Below are 16,117 nucleotides of genomic sequence, written 5' to 3'. Positions count from 1 at the left end.
CGGTCCAGCCTGGACCGAGGTTCCATCTTGGACGGGCCGGCGCGCGCGGGCGCCGGCGATGATCCTTATTCCTCGATGTCCACGCCTTTGAAGGAGTGGTTGCCCAGCGGGCTCATCTTGTAATTCAGGACGGTCTTTTTCATTGGCATGAACACCCGGCTATGAGCCAGAGTCATGGCGGGTTCTTCGGCCTTGAAGATTTCCTGGGCCTGGCGGTAGAGCGCGGCCCGCTCTTCCTGGTCAGAAGTGGTCTTGGCCTTCTGGATCAGGTCTTCGAATTCCTGGTTGCACCAGCTCGAATAATTGGACACGCCAATGGCCGAGCAGGAGAACAGGGTGGCAAAGAAGTTGTCCGGATCACCATTGTCCCCGGTCCAGCCGATCTGGAACGGACCCTTGCGGTCCTCGGCCTTGCCGCGCTCGCGATACTCGGTCCATTCATAGGTGACGATATTGGCGTTGACGCCAATAGCGGCCCAGTCGGACTGGATGAGTTCGGCAACGCGCTGAGCGTTCGGATTATAGGGACGCGAGACCGGCATGGCCCAAAGGTCAGTGGTCAGCTCGGTGATGCCGGCTTCGGCAAGCAAGGCCTTCGCCTTTTCCGGGTCATAGGTGTCGGCCGGAATTTCTTCGTTATAGGACCACATGGTGGGCGGGATCAGGTTCTTGGCGTCCTCGCCAGCGCCCTGATACACCGCCTCAATGATGGCAGCCTTGTCGATGGCCATGCTCAACGCCTTGCGCACATTGACATTGTCAAACGGCGCTTCCGTGACGTTGTAGGAGATGTAGCCGATATTGAGGCCTTCCTGCTCCATCACGTTCAGGTTCTGGTCAGCCTGCAGCTGCGAGATGTCGGCAGGCGCCGGATAGGACATGATATCGCATTCGCCCGCGAGGAGACGCTGCGCGCGCACCGAAGGATCGGTGGTGATGGCGAATACCAGGTCATCGATCGGCTGCTTGCCATCCCAGTAGTCAGGGAAAGCCTGGTAGCGGATCACGGTATCGAGCTGATAATCCACCAGCATGAATGGGCCGGTGCCGACTGGCTGGGTGGAGAAGCTCGCCAGGTCGCCGGATGCTTCGAGCTGGTCGGCATACTCCTTGGAGACAATGGCCGCAAAGTCCATTGCCAGGTTGGCGATCATGGGCGCATTGGGTTCGGTCAGAACAAAGGTCACCGTCAGGTCGTCATCCTTGCGGATTTCCTGCAGGTAGCGGGCCATGTCCATGCCCTGGAAGTAATCCCAAGTCATGCCCTCGAGGTAAGCATACCACGGGCTGTCTTCCTTCCACTGGCGCTCGAAGGAGAAGATCACGTCATCGGCGTTGAGATCGCGCGTGGGAGTGAAATAGGACGTGGTATGGAACTTGACGCCCGGACGCAGGTGGAAGGTGATTTCCTTGCCGTCCTCGGAGATGTCCCAGCTTTCGGCCAGGCCGGGAATGGTCGCCGTGCCACCGGGCTCGAACTGCACCAGGCGGTCATAGATGGTGTGCGAGCTGGCGTCGAAATCGTTGCCACCGGTCAGCGGACCGGGATCGAAGTGAGCCGGCGAAGCTTCGGAACAATAGACCAGCTGCTTGGCCTGGGCCGCGCCGGCAGTCAGTGCGAGCACGGCGGTCGCCGCCAGCAGGCTCTTCATCAATGTCATATTTGGTGTCTCCCGGGACAGTTTTTTTGCGCCCGGTTTGCCGGCCGGGCTTAACGGTCAACAAAGCGTAGAAAACAAAGGAGCGCAATGGGGGAGTTTTACCGTTTGGTCAATGCTGTGACCCTGCGGCCTTTTTTCACAATGAAGGCGCCATCCAGCTCTTTGCTGGGCCCGCTCTTGACCGCTGCTTTGTAGCAGTGCTCCATCACGGCATGGCCCGATCGATTACAACAGTTACCCTGGTGGTCCGCGAATACGATGCGGCCATCGCCTATTACTGTGACCTGCTGGACTTCACGCTTCTTGAGGATACCCCGCTGGGCGGCAAGCGCTGGGTGGTGGTCGCCCCTAGGGAAAGCCGGGGCGTGCGGCTGCTCCTGGCCCGGGCAGATGGGCCCGAGCAGGAAGCCGCCATTGGCCGCCAAGCCGGCGGCCGCGTCATGTTGTTTCTCCAAACCGACGACTTCGCCGCTGACTTCGCCGCGATGACGGCAAAGGGCGTTCAGTTCCTTGAAGCACCCCGGCATGAGCCTTATGGAAGTGTCGCGGTGTTCGCTGATCTCTACGGCAATCGCTGGGATTTGATCGAAGCGAGGCCCCTATGATCCTGTTGCGTATAGTCTTGGCGAGCCTGCTGCTGCTCCTGCCCGCCCAGGGACAGGAAGAGGGCTGGCATTATTCTCCTCTTCCGGGCGAAGGCGACCGGGCGACCCTGGGCTGCGCGCTGCGCTCAACAGCCGAGGAGTTCAACTGCATCGCCGTGCGCTGCGAAGACGACTTCTCGATCGGCATCTATGCCCATACCAGCCGCACCGAGCCCCATGCCGGCGAGTGGCTGATCACCATCGACAGGGTCAACCGCCCGTTCCTTGCCGAAAAGGGCGAAGCACCTTATGGCGCCAGGCTCCCCGACCCTGAAGGGTGGCTGCTCCACAATCTCCAGAATGGGGCCGTGGCTTATCTCCACCCGCTTGAGGGCCCGCCCGCCCCGCTCAACTTCATTCCCCTGTCCGGCTCGCTCTACGAGATCAATCGCGCGCTGGCTTATTGCCTCCCGCCCAAGCCGGCCGAACCGAATGAGCCGCCGGGCGTTACCCCAGCGAACCCCTGAAGGAGAGCCCCATGGATCGTCGCCCGCTTGGCCGCAGTGAACTTGTGATCGAACCCCTGGTGCTGGGCGGCAATGTGTTCGGCTGGACCGTTGACCAGAACACCGGCTTTGAGGTGCTGGACGCGTTTGTAGACGAAGGCTTTACCGCCATCGACACTGCCGAAGGCTATCCTAACTGGGTGCCTGGCAACCCGCCGGGCCAGAGCGAAACCATTATCGGCGAGTGGCTCAAGGCGCGCGGCAACCGCGACAGCGTGCACATCTTCACCAAGGTAAATTCAGCCAAGAACCCCGGCGGCCTGGGCGCCGAGGCCATCAAGAGCGCCGTCGAAGACTCCCTGCGCCGCTTGCAGACCGATTATATCGACCTCTACCAGAGCCATTGGCCCGATCCAGATACCCCGCATGAGGAAACCCTCGCGGCCTATGATGTGCTGATCCGCTCGGGCAAGGTGCGCGTGATCGGTGCCTCGAACTACACCGCGGCCATGATGCGCGAGGCCCATGAGATTTCCGTCATCAAGTCCCTGCCCCGTTATGATGTGCTCCAGCCGCGCTTCAATCTCTACGATCGCGAGGAAGTCGAAGGCGAGGTGCAGGAAATGGCGGTAAATGGCGACATCGGCATCATCTGCTATTACAGCCTGGCTGCAGGATTCTTGACCGGCAAGTACCGCTCCGAGGCTGATCTGAACAAAAGCCTGCGCGGTGGCGGGGTCAAGAACTACCTTAACCCCAAGGGCGAAGCGATCCTCAAGGCGCTCGACAATGTTTCGGCGCAGGTCGACGCTACGCCCGCCGAAGTCGCACTGGCCTGGATCGTTGCCCAGCCCGGCATTTCAGCGCCCATCGCTTCGGCAACGTCCGTTGAGCAGGTCAAGAGCCTCGCCAAGGGCGTGCGGCTAAAGCTCAGCGACGAGCAGGTGCAGACCCTTTCGGCGGCAGGTCGCTAGCGCCTACCACTCAAAAGCGGGGCCGTTTTCCCGCGCACCGAGCAGGAATACATCGGCCATCAAGCGCAGGGGAGCGGCGTCCACGTCGCTCTCGTGCCGCTCCAGCAGGGCAGCGAAGCGCTCGTAGATTCCCTCATATTCTTCCGAGGGATTTTGCACCACGACGGCGTCATCGACGCGCAGCACCGTGCCGCCCTTTTCCAGCTTGAGCACGTCGCCGCTTTGCGTCTCAAAACGGATGGTCCAGATCTCCCCGCTTTCCTCGAGCCAGTTGAAGCCTGCGCTCATCTGGGGCTGATGCGGCTCACCCGACTTGAACGCGATCTCAACATCCACCGGCGTTTGCCGGTTTTTCGGGAAAGTCAGCCGGCTGCTTTGCACAAAGACCGGGAACGGCATCACCTTGGTGAAGATGGAAAGGGCATTGATCCCGGGGTCGCACACGCCAAAGCCACCGGGCTCCCAGACCCAGTCCTGTCCCGGATGCCATTTGCGCACGCTTTCGCGCCAGTCGATCCGCACCGAAGCAACGCCCTGCTCCGCCAGCAGCTCGCGCGTCCGGTCGACCGCCGCGTTGTACTGGGAATGCCAAGTCTGGAACAGCACGCGATCGAGGCGCTTGGCCTGCGCCACTAGGTCATCGAGCTCGCAAATCGTGGTGGTAGGCGGCTTTTCCATCATCACGTCCTTGCCGGCCTCTAGAGCCTCGCGGACATATTGGTGACGAATGCCAGGGGGCGTGCAAACCGAGACGAGATCGACTTCCGGCATGGCGGCGTAGAGCTCGCCCGGCGTCTTGAACACCGGAACCCCGTTATGGCCAATGCCGCGCGTCGACACCGTCGCCGCAAGTTCGAAATGCTCGGACTTATCGATCACCGGCAGGTGCTGGTCCTGGGCGATCTTGCCCACCCCTATAACGGCAATCTTGCGCTTGGCCATGGTTCGGCTCCTCCATGAGCGGTTTAGAGCAGAGCCTTGGCGATCTGCCAAGCCCGGCAAGCGGACCATCAGGGGCGAGGTGTGGCCGGCTCCCAAAGCTCGATCGCATTCCCCTCTGGATCCTCGATGCGGCCGAACCGGCCGGTCTCGGGATGATCCCATTCGTCGGGCCGGGTTTCCACCGCAATGCCGGCTGCCGCCAACTGGCCAATCAGGCCATCAAGATCGTCGACGCGGAAGTTGAGCATCCACTGCTTGGCAGCCGGAAAATAATCGGTGTCCGCCGCAAAGGGCGCAAACACCGTCAGGCCCGCCTCCTGGTTCCACAACCCGGTCACACCGAGATGCTGCTCATACCAGGCCGCGAGCGCCGCCTTGTCGATGGCGCGAAAAAACACGCCGCCAATACCCACAACGCCTGCCATCACTTTCTCCCTCAACGGATCAGGATTGCCCGGAAATCATTGACATTGGTGCCCGTCGGCCCGGTGACCAACAGGTCGCCAACGGCGGCAAAGGCACCATAGGCGTCATTGCTGGCGAGGGCCGCCAGCGGGTCGATGCCGGCATGGCGCATTCTTGTGGCCGAACTGCCATCACAGAACGCCCCGGCATTGTCCTCTGAGCCATCAATGCCATCCGTGTCCGCCGCCAGCGCCGAAATCCCATTCACCCCATCCAATGCAATGGCGAGCGCCAGCAGGAACTCGGCATTGCGCCCGCCCCGGCCGTTGCCGCGCAACGTCACCGTGGTTTCTCCGCCCGAAAGCAGCACGACCGGCTTGGCGAACGGGCGGTTGCGCTGGGCAATTTCACGAGCCATGGCGGCGTGAACGAGGGCCACGTCGCGCGCTTCCCCTTCCACCGAGTCCGAAAGGATTGCCGCTTCGACCCCCCGGCTCCGGGCGAGTTCGGCGACCTTTTCCAGCGACACCGCCGCCGACGCAATGGTGCGCACGGTGTGAGTTGCAAAGATGGGATCGCCGGGTAGCGGCGCGAGGTTTTCGTCACCCGCCAGCAGCAACGCCGCGGCGGGCGGCAATTGCAGGCCATAAAGCGTGGCATACTTCCGCGCCAGTTCGCGCGTTCCAGCCAGAGCGACCGTCGGGCCTGAAGCTACAATGGCTGGATCGTCTCCCGGCACATCGGACACGACGAGTGTCGCCACACGCGCAGGCGCCGCCAGTGCAGCCAGCCGCCCACCCTTGAGGGTCGAGAACTGGTTGCGGATCAGGTTCATCACCCCGATCGGGGCGCCTGAAGCCAGCAAAACGCGGTTGATGGCCTGCTCGTCATCCAGCGTCAGGCCCGGCGCAGGCGCCGGCAGCAGCGCCGAGCCGCCGCCCGAGATCAGCGCCACGACCAGATCGTCAGGGCCAAGCCCCGAAACTGTTTCGGCAATCCTCCGGGCTGCCAGAAAGCCCGCTTCGTCGGGCACCGGATGGGCGGCTTCCACGATCTCGATGCGCTCGCAGGGCGCGCCATAGCCATAGCGCGTGACGACCAGCCCCTTGAGCGGTCCGTCCCAAGCCGCTTCAAAAGCCTGCGCCATCTGGGCAGAAGCCTTGCCGGCCCCGACCACGACGGTGCGCCCCCGAGGCTTGGGCGGCAAGTTATCGCGAACCGCTAGAGCGGGTTGGGCCTGGGCAACGGCGTGCCCGAACCAGGCTTGGAGCAGGTCTCGATCCATAAGTGTGGCTTGTCATTCCTTGGGACGCTCGATAGCCACAACTTGGCGAAGCCCATCGTTACTGTCCAGCAGGCGCTACGCCCGCAGGCAGATATTCTATTCCCCGCGAGGATCTTATGGCTCCACGATATGCAATCTACTATGCGCCTGATGTGTCGGACCCGCTTTGGGCAAGAGCCAATCAGTGGCTTGGGCGCGATCCCGTCACCGGGAGCATGGTGCGCGAGCCCATCCCGCCGCTTGGCCGCGAGGAGCTCGACGGCCTCACGGTCTCGGCCCGCCGCTACGGCTTTCACGCCACCATCAAGGCGCCCATGGCGCTGGCCAGTGATGCCAGCGAAGCCGAGTTGCAGGATGCGCTGGCTCGCTTTGCGGCCGAGCACGCGCCGTTATACTTAGGGCGGCTCGAACTCGTTTCCTTGCACGGCTTTCTTGCGCTGATCCCGCAGGCAAACGAGGCTTTGCAGGATCTTGCGGCCCATGTGGTGGAAAGTTTCGAGCCCTTTCGCGCGCCGCTGTCGCTCAAGGATCAGGCCCGCCGCGCAGCGGCTGGGTTGACGCCACGGCAGCAGGAACTGCTCGGCGCCTATGGCTACCCTTATGTGTTTGAGGAATTTCAGTTTCACATGACCTTGACCGATCGGCTGGGTAAGGCCGATCACGACCGGGTCCTGGCTGCCGCCGAGGCGTGGTTTGCGCCCGTGCTGGCAACCTCAGTGCGGCTAGACCGGATTTGTCTTTTTGTTGAGCCCTCTCCAGGAGAGCCGTTCCGGCGAGCCACGGAATATCGGCTGCGCGACGGCGCGCTGGGCGTTTAACTCCGCGTATTGAACCGATCTTCGCTTGTCGCGTTGGAAGTTGTTGGAGCCGGGTTTCAGGAGCTTTTCGTGTCCAAAAACGGACTTTACGTCGTGATCGGCATTCTGCTGGTCGCAGTTCTTGCCTTCGGCATCTACATCTATCAGCAACAGACACGCCCCGGCATCGAGGTCAGGGTGGACGAACAAGGGATATCGATCGATGGCAACGGATAATCCGGATGCTGGCGAGGATCGCCGCGAAACCATAGCAGAGGTGATTGCCAGCGAGCTTGACCGGCAGGCGCATGACGGTGCCATTCGCGTCGATGTGCCGGCGCTGGCGGAAGCCATCGACGTCGCCATTGCCGCTGAACTCGATCCAACTCACGCCGCCGGAGCCGAACCAGTGCCGCTGGACGAGGGCAAGCGCCCCGAAGAGCTCAATTCCACCAATGATGGCTGAAACGGAGCTGGCGTCGCCAGCCCCTTAATCCCGTCAGTGGCCGTTGCCTTTATCAGCGCGCAAGGCCACTGACGCCGCGCGGCGTGCTGCTTCTATGGTTTCGAAATGCTGGCCATCGATGGCGAAGGCCGGCAGCCTGACCGCAACAAAGCGAAAGCCGCCGTTTTCAGGCACGACAATGCCCTGCGGCTCCCCGCCAACCTCGACAATGATGGGCCTGACGGTCTTGGCCCGGCCTAGATTCTTTTCCTGCATGGGTGGATGCTCCACTTGCGCGTCCGGTCAGCCCTTGGCTGGACCACAAACCCGCCAAGAGGCGGGGACGCTGGGCTTCTATCGATCTTGTGAGACAAACGAGTGACGAGCGGTCACATTCGTTTGGAGCGACAGGTCCCTTGCCAGCGTTTGGCGCGGCGGAGCAGTTTGGCTACGGTTACGGAACCAGCATGGATGGTGAAGGGTGTCGACGATGTCATCTTCATTCCTCTCCTGCGGCGTTGACCCGAAGCAGTCTGGCTGCAACACCAAAATAACGCAGCCGAGCCGGAAAAGCCAGCTACAGTGACCCTGCACAAGCTGGTTTAGGCGAAAAAGCCTGCTCAACTTTCGTCTTGGTCCGGGACGCCACGCGCGACGGACTTCCCTTAACCGGCTATCGGCGCTAAGGCGTTGAAAGGTCCGACGCGATCTGATGGGTGTCGGACGATAACAGCGCAGCCGGGAGCCCGCCCGGCTCGGAGGAAGTTGCAAGTGTCCGAGCACAACCTGCCTGCCCCTGTGCAGCCCAAGCGGGGCGTCAAGCCGTCCGGCAAGCCCACCCTCAAAACCATCGCACAAATGACCGGGCTGGCGGTCACCACCATCTCGCGCGCCCTCAACAATGCCCCCGAGTTGGCTCAGGACACCCGCGAGCGCGTGCAAAAGATCGCAGCCGAGATCGGCTACCTGCCTGATCGAGCGGCCCTACGCCTCAAGACCGGGCGCACCAATGTTCTTTCTTTGGTGCTCGAACCCGACGAGCAGATCTATGGCTTTGGCTCATCGATCGTTGCCGGGCTGACTGAAGCGATGCGCAACACGCCCTTCCATCTCATCATCACGCCATTGTTTCGCAATGTGCCCTCGATCGAGCCGATCCGGCATATCGTTCGCAATGGCATGGCCGATGGGGTGGTGTTTTCCAAGGTGGAAACCTTCGACGACCGCATCCGCTTCTTGCTGGATAACGATTTCCCCTTTGTCAGTCACGGCCGCTGCATGTGGCCCGAAGCGCATCCCTATGCCGATTTCGACAACGAGGCTTATGCCTATGGCGCCGTCAAGCGCCTGGTGCAGAAGGGGTGCCGCAAGGTTTCGATCGTGCTGCCCGACAGTGCGCTGACCTATACCGAACACCTCAAGACGGGAATGCTCCGCGCCGCCGGTGAGGCCGGCATCGAGTGCGAATTCGCGGCTGATGTCACCCTGGCCAGCCCGACCGACGCCATCCGCACTTATGTCATCAAGCGCGCCAAGCGGCCTAATCCTCCCGACGGCTATGTCGGAGCCTCCGAGCTTTCAGCCCTCGCCATAATCGGCGGCCTCAACGACAGCGGCCCCGTCGTGGGCCAAAGCGTGCATGTGGTGACCAAGCAAGCCTCCCCCCTCTTCGCCCAGTTTCAGCCCGGGGCCGAAACCGTGTTCGAGGACTTCAACAAAGCCGGCTTCAATCTGGGCTCGCTGCTGCTGCGGCGGATTGCGGGCGAGCCCGTCGAAGACCTGCACGCCCTCGACACACCCGTTTTCCCCTGGGCCGACGGCGCCTAGCCCTCGAGCGTTTCGCGCAGTTCCTCGAGTTCAAGCCATTGCTGCTCGGCGGTGTCGCGCCGGCTTTGGGCTGCGACCAGGGCCTTGGACTTTTCAGCAAATGCCGCGGGGTCGCGCGCATAAAGCTTGGGATCGTTCAGCGCCTGGTTGATCGCCTTGATCTCGGCCTCGAGCTTTTCGATGTCCTTGGGCAGGCTCTCGAGCGCATGCCGCTCCTTGAAGGAAAGCTTGCGCTTGCCGGTTGCCGCAGTCACCGGCGCCAGCGAGGTCTTGCCGGGGCGGTGGGTCGCCTTGGTTATGGGCGCGCGGGCATTAACCCCAGCGCCGCGCTGGATCACCATATCCGAATAGCCACCGGCATATTCGGTCCATATGCCATCCCCCTCGGCAATGATGATGGAGGTCGCAACCCGATCGAGGAAGTCCCGATCGTGGCTCACCACCACTACGGTGCCGGCATAGTCCGAAACCATTTCCTCGAGCAGATCGAGCGTTTCAAGGTCGAGATCGTTGGTCGGCTCGTCGAGCACGAGGAAGTTCGACGGCAGCGACAAGGCGCGCGCCAGGGCCACCCGGGCCCGCTCGCCGCCCGAAAGCTTGCCGATGGGCGTATTGGCCTGTTCGGGCGTGAACAGGAAGTCCTTCATATAGCCCACCACATGGCGCGGCTCGCCATTGATGTGGATGGTATCGCTACCCCCGCCGGTCAGGGCATCCTTGAGGCGCGTTTCGGGCTGCAGCTTGGCGCGGCCCTGGTCGAGCATCGCCATCTCGAGCGCCGCGCCCAGCTTGACGGTGCCGCTATCGGGCGGCAGAAGGCCGGTCAGCATCTTGATCAGCGTGGTCTTGCCCGCGCCGTTCGGCCCGACAATGCCAATCCGGTCGCCGCGCAACACGCGGGTGGAGAAATCGGCGACAATCACCCGATCGCCATAGGTCTTGCTGATATGCTCGGCTTCCGCCACCAGCGCACCCGAAGTGCGGCCCTCGGACACCTGCATGTTGACCGAACCCGTGACCCGCCGCTGCTCGCGACGGTTCTGGCGCAGCCCGGACAGGCGCTCGAGGCGCCCCACATTGCGCTTGCGGCGCGCCGTCACGCCATAGCGCAGCCAATGTTCTTCGCGCACGATCTGCCGGTCGAGCTTGTGGCGGTCGCGCTCTTCTTCCTCGAGCACTTCGTCGCGCCAGGCTTCAAACGCCGAGAAGCCCTTGTCCAGCCGCCGCGTCACCCCGCGATCGAGCCACACCGTGGCGCGGGTCAGGTCCGACAGGAAGCGACGGTCGTGGCTGATCAGCACCATGGCCGAGCGCATGGAGTTGAGTTCCTGCTGCAGCCATTCGATGGCCGGCAGGTCAAGATGGTTGGTGGGCTCGTCCAGCAGCAGGATATCTGGCTTTGGCGCCAAAACTCGCGCCAGCGCCGCCCGGCGTCCCTCGCCGCCAGAAAGGTTTTTCGGATTTTCCGTGCCGGTCAGCCCCAGCGATTCCAGTAGGTACTGGGCGCGATAAAGATCATCGCCCGGCCCAAGCCCCCCCTCGACATATTCGAGTGTAGTAGCAAAGGCCGACAGATCAGGCTCTTGCGGCAGGTAGCGCAAGGTGGCGCTGGGCTCAACGAAGCGAACGCCCCCATCATGCTGCACGTCGCCGGCCGCGATCTTGAGCAAGGTGGATTTGCCGGAGCCATTGCGTCCCACCAGCGCAATGCGCTGGCCCGGGGAAACAATCAGTTCGGCGCCCTCGAGGAGGCGCGTGCCGCCAAAGGTCAGTTGGATATTTTGTAGGGAAAGAAGCGGGGCAGCAGCCATAAGTCGTCCAAGCGTTTGGGCGCGATAAATCACGAAGATAGGGGCGGATCAATGCGAGACAAGCGCAAAGGGCCGGTCGGGACGCAAAGGTCCCAACCAGCCTAGATAAGGCAGCAGCGGGCCTGTTGCTAGGCTGGGCTGGCTTCCGGCTCGATTTCCTCGATCTCGTCGGCTTGACCGACTTCCTCGAGCATCTGCAAGCCAAGCCGCTCGCGGATCGAGCGCTTCTTGTGCGCCAGATCGGCGATGGTGTAGCCTTCCAGCACGGTGAAGAACGCACCCAGTGCTTCGCGCAGGGCTCCGTTCAGGTCGCATTCGCCGATCAGGGGACAATCGGCCCCTTCTTCAAAGCACTCTGCCAGGGCGAAATTTTCTTCCGTCAGCCGGATAGTTTCAAGCAGCGTGATCTGGTCAGCAGGTTTGCCCAGCGTAATGCCGCCCTTGCGCCCGCGCACGGTGCGCAGCAGGCCATTTTCGACCAGCGGCTTGATCAGCTTGAACAAAAACAGCTCGGAAATGGCATAAGCGCGGGCGATGTCGGCAACGCGGCTCAGACCCGGCTCGTTAACTGCACAGTAAACCAGTGTGCGGATGGCGTAGTTGGATTGACGCGTCAGTCTCAAGATCGACCTTTCTGTCCGCTCCTCTCGCGGAGCGCGGAGCGGCTGCATCGTTTGATCGCTGCACCTTATAACCATTCTAAAATGTGTCAACCAAACATGATGTCGCTATTCAACTTAGTTCACTGCCGCCATGCGCGGTCCTGCGCGAACCCCCTCATGCTGGGCAGGCGGAGCCACTTGCCCCGTTGCGCATTGAAGCGCTGAGGAGGACGGGGATGGCGCAGGTTTATCTGGATTGCGATGGCGTTCTGGCCGATTTCGACAAGGGGGCGGAGGCCATTTTCGGCATGTCGACGCGCGACTATGAACGCCGCCATGGCTTGGGCAAGTTTTGGAAGGCCCTAGCAACCGCGCCAGAGTTCTTCGCGCGGCTCGAACCCCTGCCTGACGCCATGGAGTTGTTCGACGCCGTCAAGCATCTCAACCCCATCATCCTCACCGGCCTGCCTCGGGGCAATTGGGCCGAGCCACAAAAGCGGCGCTGGGCCGAGCAGCATTTCCCCGGCGTGCCGGTGATCACCACCAGCGCCGCCCTCAAGCGCGAACATGCCCATCCCGGCGATGTGCTGGTGGACGACCGCGACAAGTACCGGCATCTCTGGGAAGAAGCCGGCGGCATTTTCGTACATCATCGCAGCGCCGCCCAGTCGATTGCCGAACTGCGCGAGCGCGGCTTTATCTGAGCTAGAACCGGCCGGGCAGCAATCGCACGCAAACCGGCGGGATGTCGGTCCAGCCCAGGCGAGCCAGGACTTCGTTGCTGTCGGCTGGCTTGCGCCCGGCGCCTCGGTCCAGCGACCAGGTGATGTGGTAGGTCCCCCCACCCGGCCGATCGCTCGTGCCGCCGATCCGCAGCACCAGGGCTTCCAAACCCACGCCGTCATCGGTCCGGCCGACGATGTCGCCAGTTCGTTCCACAGGGAGCGCTGCCCAGGCGGGCGCCCCAAATTGCAGCGTCACATGGTGGGCAACCACATCAGGATAAACCGGCACGAAGCGGGCCAGCAGGGCCATGCGCTCGGACGGCACCAGCGTCCAGCCAATCACCAAGGGTTTCTTGCGCATCAGTGCGACTACTCCGGTTTTTCCTGCCCTCGTCCGACTGTAGAAAAAAGCGAACGACTTGCGCTTCTGTAAGTTATGTCTGCAGCCACTCTTTTCCCCTCTAGAAACGAGCCCCCGTGCCCAAATCGCGCCAGCCCTTGATGGGCAATTATTTGCTACGGACCATGCCAGCAGACAGCTTTGCTGCGCTTTATCCTCATCTCAAATTTTTGCGCCTGCCCACCAACACGGTTCTGGCCGGAGCAGGACAGGCAGTGCAGTGCCACGTCTTTCTGGAAGCCGGGCTCGCTTCGGCTGTGGCGCGCAGCGGGGACAACCAGATGGTCGAAGCCGCCCATCTTGGCCGCGAGGCGATGATTGGCCATCAGGGCTTGCTTTCCGTGGGCACCAGTCCCTATGAAATTTCCATGCAGATCGAGGGCAGTGGCTGGCAGATCAGCGGCGAAGCGCTGCGCCGGACCATTGGCGGGCACCATGCCACCATGCAATTGCTGCTCCGCTTCGTGCACGCGCTTGAATTGCAGATCATCCATTCGGTGGTCGCCAATGCCCGCTACAGCGTGCACCAGCGCCTTGCGCGCTGGCTGTTGATGACCCATGACCGGCTCGATCGCAACGATCTGCCCCTCACCCATGAATTGCTGGCCACGCGGCTCGGCGTGCGCCGCGCCGGGATCACCGACGCATTGCACACGATCGAGGGGCTGGGCGCCATCCGGGCCACGCGCGGCAATGTGCAGGTGGTCTCCCGTGCGACGCTTGAAACAGTGGCCCAAGGCAGCTACGGCGTCCCGGAAGCTGAATATGAGCGCCTGATCGGGGTACCGCTGCGGCGCGGGCAGCTCGCTCAAGTTAGTGCCGATCGGTAGGGAACGCCCCCGCCCCACGAGGGTTGTTCTCCCATGACCACCCAACAGTCGAGTTAATCGATGACTATCATGTTGATCGCTGTAACCACTGCCGTTCTTGCAACCCTGACTGTTGCTGTCGACGGCGACTAGGGAGTTCAGTCATGACCAACCAAAATCCGCGCGGACCCGCTCAACCCATCGGCAAGGCGGTCGATGATGAGGATCCCAACTACAGCCCGGTTGCCGATCGTGCCCCCAAGCCGGCGGGGCCCCGTGGTGCCGCCGAACAGGCCGACAAGGACAATGAGCGCGCACAAAAAGGCGCACCATAAGGAACCGTTTGCGCGCTACTGACGTTGAGATGCAGCAGTGGCCAACTGCGACCTCCAAAGAATAGCAAGACCCAGAGCCATGCACACTGCTCTGGGTCTTTTTTTGCGCGCAGTTTGGCGCCCGGCAGCCGGGAGGCCGCGCGCAACACCGCTCAAGCGGGCTCGCTGGCCTTTTCGCGCGTTTTCCAGGTTTCGCCCGCCCATTCGCGCACGGTGATGACGATCATGCCGTCCTTGAAATCAATGAGGTTGTAGGCGTTAGGCTCACCGCGCAGGCGCGTTGAAATGGTAGAAGACGCCTGCGCCACCAAAATCGGCGCCACGGCCGATTTACGCAGCCCTGTAGGCGCCCCTGCCTTGACCGCACCAACCGCCTCGTGCTTGCGCACATAAGAGAGGTGGAAATGCCCCGATAACACCAGCCGCACGCCCAGACGCGAAAAGGTCTCGAGCGCCTCGTCGGCTCGCTTGACGATCCGGGCCTCGGTTTGCTGCATGGGCTGGGTGGGATAAAGCAGTGGATGGTGGGCAACGACCACGCGGATTGCATCGGGAGAGGCCTTGCTGAACCGCTCCTCAAGATGCTCCAGCTGATCGCGCGAAATGGTGCCATGGCCCCAGTTCCATTCCAGCCGCATGCGGCGAGACGTGCGCATACCCACAAAGGCGACACCATTGAGTTCCAGGAACGGCTCCAGCTCCTCAGCGATATAGCGGCGGTAAAGACCATAGGGGTTGAGGAACCGGCGTACCAGATTGATCGCCGGGACGTCGTGATTGCCGGGAACTGCAAAATAGGGCGCGCTCAGGGAATCGAGAAAAGCTCGCGCCGTAACGAACTCTTCCCGGCTGCCGACCTGAGCAAAATCGCCGCTCACCACTACCAGATCGGGCTGTTGCAATTCGATATCGGCCGCCAACCCTGCGGATATGCGTGTGTCATGCTTGCCGAAATGCAAGTCGGACAGATGGACGACCTTCATGGCGCCAGCCCCTCCTCCAGGGGGAGCGGAGCATCAGAGGGCGCCTCGGGGGCAGCCGGCGCCAGCACCGAAAGCGCCAGGGGCAGGATCTTGAAATGCAAGGGTGTCGAGAAGGTCTCGACCTCTCCGTCCAACATCACCTTGAGGGCCTTCTTGCGGGTTTCGATGGTCAATTCGTCAACGCTTTCAATGGTGAGAGCCTCATCGTCACGCCACCGTCCGAGCAACATGCGCGCCGTCAGGCGCGCCACATCTCCAAGATTGAGGTGCTTGATCACATAAAGCGTCAGGCTCCCACGATCCAGCCGGTTGCGGGCAAAGAACTTGCCGAACCCCTCCTCATAGGCATTGCTTGACACGGCAATGGACTGCACCCGCTCCACCCGCGCTTCGCCCGAGCGCGGCATGATGCGCACGGCCATGCGCCGTGCCCGCGCCAGGCGGCGAGTGAAATAGCGGAAAAAAGCGATCTTGGTGCCGATGCTCATGGTGCCGCGAATATGCTCGCGCCCAGCCGCTACCCCGGGGATGGTGCCGATGACGACCTTATGCAGGAAGGTTTGCCCGTTGATCTGCCCCACATCGATGCGGCGCAACTCGGCGGTTTGCAGCTGCTTGACCGCGTCGGGCACGGTGAGGGGCAAATGCAGGTCACGCGCCAGCAGGTTGACGGTCCCGAGCGGCAGGATGGCGAGGTTCTTGTCCGTCCCGACCAGCGCATGGGCGAGCGCCGTGATCGTGCCATCACCACCGGCGGCAACTATGGTATCGGCGGGGCTTTGCAGCGCCCGCTCGATGCGCTCCTTGAAGGGAGCGTCGCCGTCGGCGTCGATGGTGGCCTCCAGCCCCGCCTCGGCGAACATGGCCGCCAGCGTCTCACCCGTCGTGCCGGTTGCATGGGCCGTGCCGGCATTGGTGTTAAGGATCACGTGGAAATGTCGTTCGACCATCAGTGTCGCCCGCTGAAAGGAGGGGAATCGCTGTTACACAACGGTGAGAGCGCGCTATGGTTCAATGCAGCGGCGT

Annotated in this window: 20 protein-coding genes; 10 read left to right on the top strand and 10 right to left on the bottom strand. The window is 62.3% G+C overall.

What is annotated here, in order from left to right:
• Positions 1-65: 65 nt before the first annotated feature.
• Positions 66-1,661 (bottom strand): ABC transporter substrate-binding protein, encoded by a 1,596-nt coding sequence (locus ELX51_RS00985; protein WP_206524677.1) that lies wholly within the window; start codon positions 1,659-1,661, stop codon positions 66-68.
• Positions 1,662-1,873: 212 nt separating this feature from the next.
• Here ELX51_RS00985 and ELX51_RS00980 point away from each other — a divergent pair, with 212 nt between their 5' ends.
• The 3 genes from ELX51_RS00980 to ELX51_RS00970 are packed head-to-tail and all read left to right on the top strand — an operon-like array spanning position 1,874 to position 3,725.
• Positions 1,874-2,266: a VOC family protein gene (locus ELX51_RS00980; RefSeq protein WP_127751759.1), complete on the top strand. Its 393-nt coding sequence runs from the start codon at positions 1,874-1,876 to the stop codon at positions 2,264-2,266.
• Positions 2,263-2,772: a hypothetical protein gene (locus ELX51_RS00975; RefSeq protein ID WP_127751758.1), complete on the top strand. Its 510-nt coding sequence runs from the start codon at positions 2,263-2,265 to the stop codon at positions 2,770-2,772. The genes ELX51_RS00980 and ELX51_RS00975 overlap by 4 nt, the downstream gene beginning before the upstream one ends.
• 11 nt (positions 2,773-2,783) lie before the next feature.
• On the top strand, positions 2,784-3,725 hold the full coding sequence (locus ELX51_RS00970; RefSeq protein WP_127751757.1) for an aldo/keto reductase: 942 nt from the start codon (positions 2,784-2,786) through the stop codon (positions 3,723-3,725).
• Between the two features lie 3 nt (positions 3,726-3,728).
• Here ELX51_RS00970 and ELX51_RS00965 read toward each other — a convergent pair whose 3' ends face one another.
• The 3 genes from ELX51_RS00965 to ELX51_RS00955 all read right to left on the bottom strand — a co-directional run bounded on the left by ELX51_RS00965 (position 3,729) and on the right by ELX51_RS00955 (position 6,357).
• A complete protein-coding gene (locus ELX51_RS00965; RefSeq protein ID WP_127751756.1) occupies positions 3,729-4,667 on the bottom strand; it encodes a Gfo/Idh/MocA family oxidoreductase in 939 nt (312 codons plus the stop codon).
• Between the two features lie 68 nt (positions 4,668-4,735).
• Positions 4,736-5,092 (bottom strand): VOC family protein, encoded by a 357-nt coding sequence (locus ELX51_RS00960; protein WP_127751755.1) that lies wholly within the window; start codon positions 5,090-5,092, stop codon positions 4,736-4,738.
• 11 nt (positions 5,093-5,103) lie between these two features.
• Positions 5,104-6,357, bottom strand: a complete 1,254-nt coding sequence (locus ELX51_RS00955; protein ID WP_127751754.1) for a glycerate kinase — start codon at positions 6,355-6,357, stop codon at positions 5,104-5,106.
• Positions 6,358-6,473: 116 nt separating this feature from the next.
• On the opposite strand from ELX51_RS00955, the gene ELX51_RS00950 reads away from it, so the two are divergent.
• The 3 genes from ELX51_RS00950 (at position 6,474) to ELX51_RS00945 (ending at position 7,620) form a co-directional block, all read left to right on the top strand.
• Positions 6,474-7,175: a DUF1045 domain-containing protein gene (locus ELX51_RS00950; protein WP_127751753.1), complete on the top strand. Its 702-nt coding sequence runs from the start codon at positions 6,474-6,476 to the stop codon at positions 7,173-7,175.
• A 69-nt stretch (positions 7,176-7,244) separates the two neighbouring features.
• A complete protein-coding gene (locus ELX51_RS19875; RefSeq protein ID WP_164854696.1) occupies positions 7,245-7,391 on the top strand; it encodes a hypothetical protein in 147 nt (48 codons plus the stop codon).
• Positions 7,378-7,620, top strand: a complete 243-nt coding sequence (locus ELX51_RS00945; protein WP_127751752.1) for a hypothetical protein — start codon at positions 7,378-7,380, stop codon at positions 7,618-7,620. The genes ELX51_RS19875 and ELX51_RS00945 overlap by 14 nt, the downstream gene beginning before the upstream one ends.
• A gap of 33 nt (positions 7,621-7,653) precedes the next feature.
• Here the strand turns inward: ELX51_RS00945 and ELX51_RS00940 are convergent, their stop codons facing one another.
• Entirely contained in the window at positions 7,654-7,875 is a 222-nt protein-coding gene (locus tag ELX51_RS00940) for a hypothetical protein (RefSeq protein WP_127751751.1), read from the bottom strand.
• 495 nt (positions 7,876-8,370) lie between these two features.
• On the opposite strand from ELX51_RS00940, the gene ELX51_RS00935 reads away from it, so the two are divergent.
• Positions 8,371-9,426 (top strand): LacI family transcriptional regulator, encoded by a 1,056-nt coding sequence (locus tag ELX51_RS00935; protein ID WP_127751750.1) that lies wholly within the window; start codon positions 8,371-8,373, stop codon positions 9,424-9,426.
• Here ELX51_RS00935 and ELX51_RS00930 read toward each other — a convergent pair.
• Together ELX51_RS00930 and rirA are read right to left on the bottom strand one after the other, a co-directional pair.
• Positions 9,423-11,237 (bottom strand): ATP-binding cassette domain-containing protein, encoded by a 1,815-nt coding sequence (locus ELX51_RS00930; protein WP_127751749.1) that lies wholly within the window; start codon positions 11,235-11,237, stop codon positions 9,423-9,425. The two genes, ELX51_RS00935 and ELX51_RS00930, sit on opposite strands and share 4 nt — an antisense overlap.
• Positions 11,238-11,365: 128 nt before the next feature.
• Positions 11,366-11,860, bottom strand: a complete 495-nt coding sequence (rirA, locus tag ELX51_RS00925) for an iron-responsive transcriptional regulator RirA (protein WP_127751748.1) — start codon at positions 11,858-11,860, stop codon at positions 11,366-11,368.
• A 215-nt stretch (positions 11,861-12,075) separates the two neighbouring features.
• Here rirA and ELX51_RS00920 point away from each other — a divergent pair, with 215 nt between their 5' ends.
• On the top strand, positions 12,076-12,543 hold the full coding sequence (locus ELX51_RS00920) for a hypothetical protein (RefSeq protein ID WP_127751747.1): 468 nt from the start codon (positions 12,076-12,078) through the stop codon (positions 12,541-12,543).
• A 1-nt stretch (position 12,544) separates the two neighbouring features.
• On the opposite strand, the gene ELX51_RS00915 is transcribed toward ELX51_RS00920, so the two are convergent.
• Positions 12,545-12,925 (bottom strand): hypothetical protein, encoded by a 381-nt coding sequence (locus ELX51_RS00915; RefSeq protein ID WP_127751746.1) that lies wholly within the window; start codon positions 12,923-12,925, stop codon positions 12,545-12,547.
• 116 nt (positions 12,926-13,041) lie between these two features.
• On the opposite strand from ELX51_RS00915, the gene ELX51_RS00910 reads away from it, so the two are divergent.
• On the top strand, positions 13,042-13,794 hold the full coding sequence (locus ELX51_RS00910; protein ID WP_248305210.1) for a Crp/Fnr family transcriptional regulator: 753 nt from the start codon (positions 13,042-13,044) through the stop codon (positions 13,792-13,794).
• 143 nt (positions 13,795-13,937) lie between these two features.
• Positions 13,938-14,108 (top strand): hypothetical protein, encoded by a 171-nt coding sequence (locus tag ELX51_RS19870; RefSeq protein ID WP_164854695.1) that lies wholly within the window; start codon positions 13,938-13,940, stop codon positions 14,106-14,108.
• Positions 14,109-14,260: 152 nt separating this feature from the next.
• On the opposite strand, the gene ELX51_RS00905 is transcribed toward ELX51_RS19870, so the two are convergent.
• On the bottom strand, positions 14,261-15,091 hold the full coding sequence (locus ELX51_RS00905; protein WP_127751745.1) for a metallophosphoesterase: 831 nt from the start codon (positions 15,089-15,091) through the stop codon (positions 14,261-14,263).
• Positions 15,088-16,041, bottom strand: coding sequence for a diacylglycerol kinase family protein (locus ELX51_RS00900; protein WP_127751744.1), 954 nt, complete (start codon positions 16,039-16,041; stop codon positions 15,088-15,090). The genes ELX51_RS00905 and ELX51_RS00900 overlap by 4 nt, the downstream gene beginning before the upstream one ends.
• Between the last annotated feature and the right edge of the window lie 76 nt (positions 16,042-16,117).

The organism is Devosia sp. 1566, assembly GCF_004005995.1.
Classification (GTDB): domain Bacteria; phylum Pseudomonadota; class Alphaproteobacteria; order Rhizobiales; family Devosiaceae; genus Devosia.
The sequence above is the reverse complement of the archived record's forward strand: the minus strand, read 5'-3'. Positions and strand labels throughout refer to the sequence as shown.

Coding starts and splice junctions, on each gene's coding strand:
- ELX51_RS00965 (WP_127751756.1), bottom strand. CDS start 4,667: ATGGCCAAGCGCAAGATTGCCGTTATAGGGGTGGGCAAGATCGCCCAG.
- ELX51_RS00980 (WP_127751759.1), top strand. CDS start 1,874: ATGGCCCGATCGATTACAACAGTTACCCTGGTGGTCCGCGAATACGAT.
- ELX51_RS00970 (WP_127751757.1), top strand. CDS start 2,784: ATGGATCGTCGCCCGCTTGGCCGCAGTGAACTTGTGATCGAACCCCTG.
- ELX51_RS00975 (WP_127751758.1), top strand. CDS start 2,263: ATGATCCTGTTGCGTATAGTCTTGGCGAGCCTGCTGCTGCTCCTGCCC.
- ELX51_RS00915 (WP_127751746.1), bottom strand. CDS start 12,925: ATGCGCAAGAAACCCTTGGTGATTGGCTGGACGCTGGTGCCGTCCGAG.
- ELX51_RS19870 (WP_164854695.1), top strand. CDS start 13,938: ATGACCAACCAAAATCCGCGCGGACCCGCTCAACCCATCGGCAAGGCG.
- ELX51_RS00900 (WP_127751744.1), bottom strand. CDS start 16,041: ATGGTCGAACGACATTTCCACGTGATCCTTAACACCAATGCCGGCACG.
- ELX51_RS00985 (WP_206524677.1), bottom strand. CDS start 1,661: ATGACATTGATGAAGAGCCTGCTGGCGGCGACCGCCGTGCTCGCACTG.
- ELX51_RS00950 (WP_127751753.1), top strand. CDS start 6,474: ATGGCTCCACGATATGCAATCTACTATGCGCCTGATGTGTCGGACCCG.
- ELX51_RS00930 (WP_127751749.1), bottom strand. CDS start 11,237: ATGGCTGCTGCCCCGCTTCTTTCCCTACAAAATATCCAACTGACCTTT.
- ELX51_RS00945 (WP_127751752.1), top strand. CDS start 7,378: ATGGCAACGGATAATCCGGATGCTGGCGAGGATCGCCGCGAAACCATA.
- ELX51_RS00955 (WP_127751754.1), bottom strand. CDS start 6,357: ATGGATCGAGACCTGCTCCAAGCCTGGTTCGGGCACGCCGTTGCCCAG.
- ELX51_RS00920 (WP_127751747.1), top strand. CDS start 12,076: ATGGCGCAGGTTTATCTGGATTGCGATGGCGTTCTGGCCGATTTCGAC.
- ELX51_RS00940 (WP_127751751.1), bottom strand. CDS start 7,875: ATGCAGGAAAAGAATCTAGGCCGGGCCAAGACCGTCAGGCCCATCATT.
- ELX51_RS00905 (WP_127751745.1), bottom strand. CDS start 15,091: ATGAAGGTCGTCCATCTGTCCGACTTGCATTTCGGCAAGCATGACACA.
- ELX51_RS00960 (WP_127751755.1), bottom strand. CDS start 5,092: ATGGCAGGCGTTGTGGGTATTGGCGGCGTGTTTTTTCGCGCCATCGAC.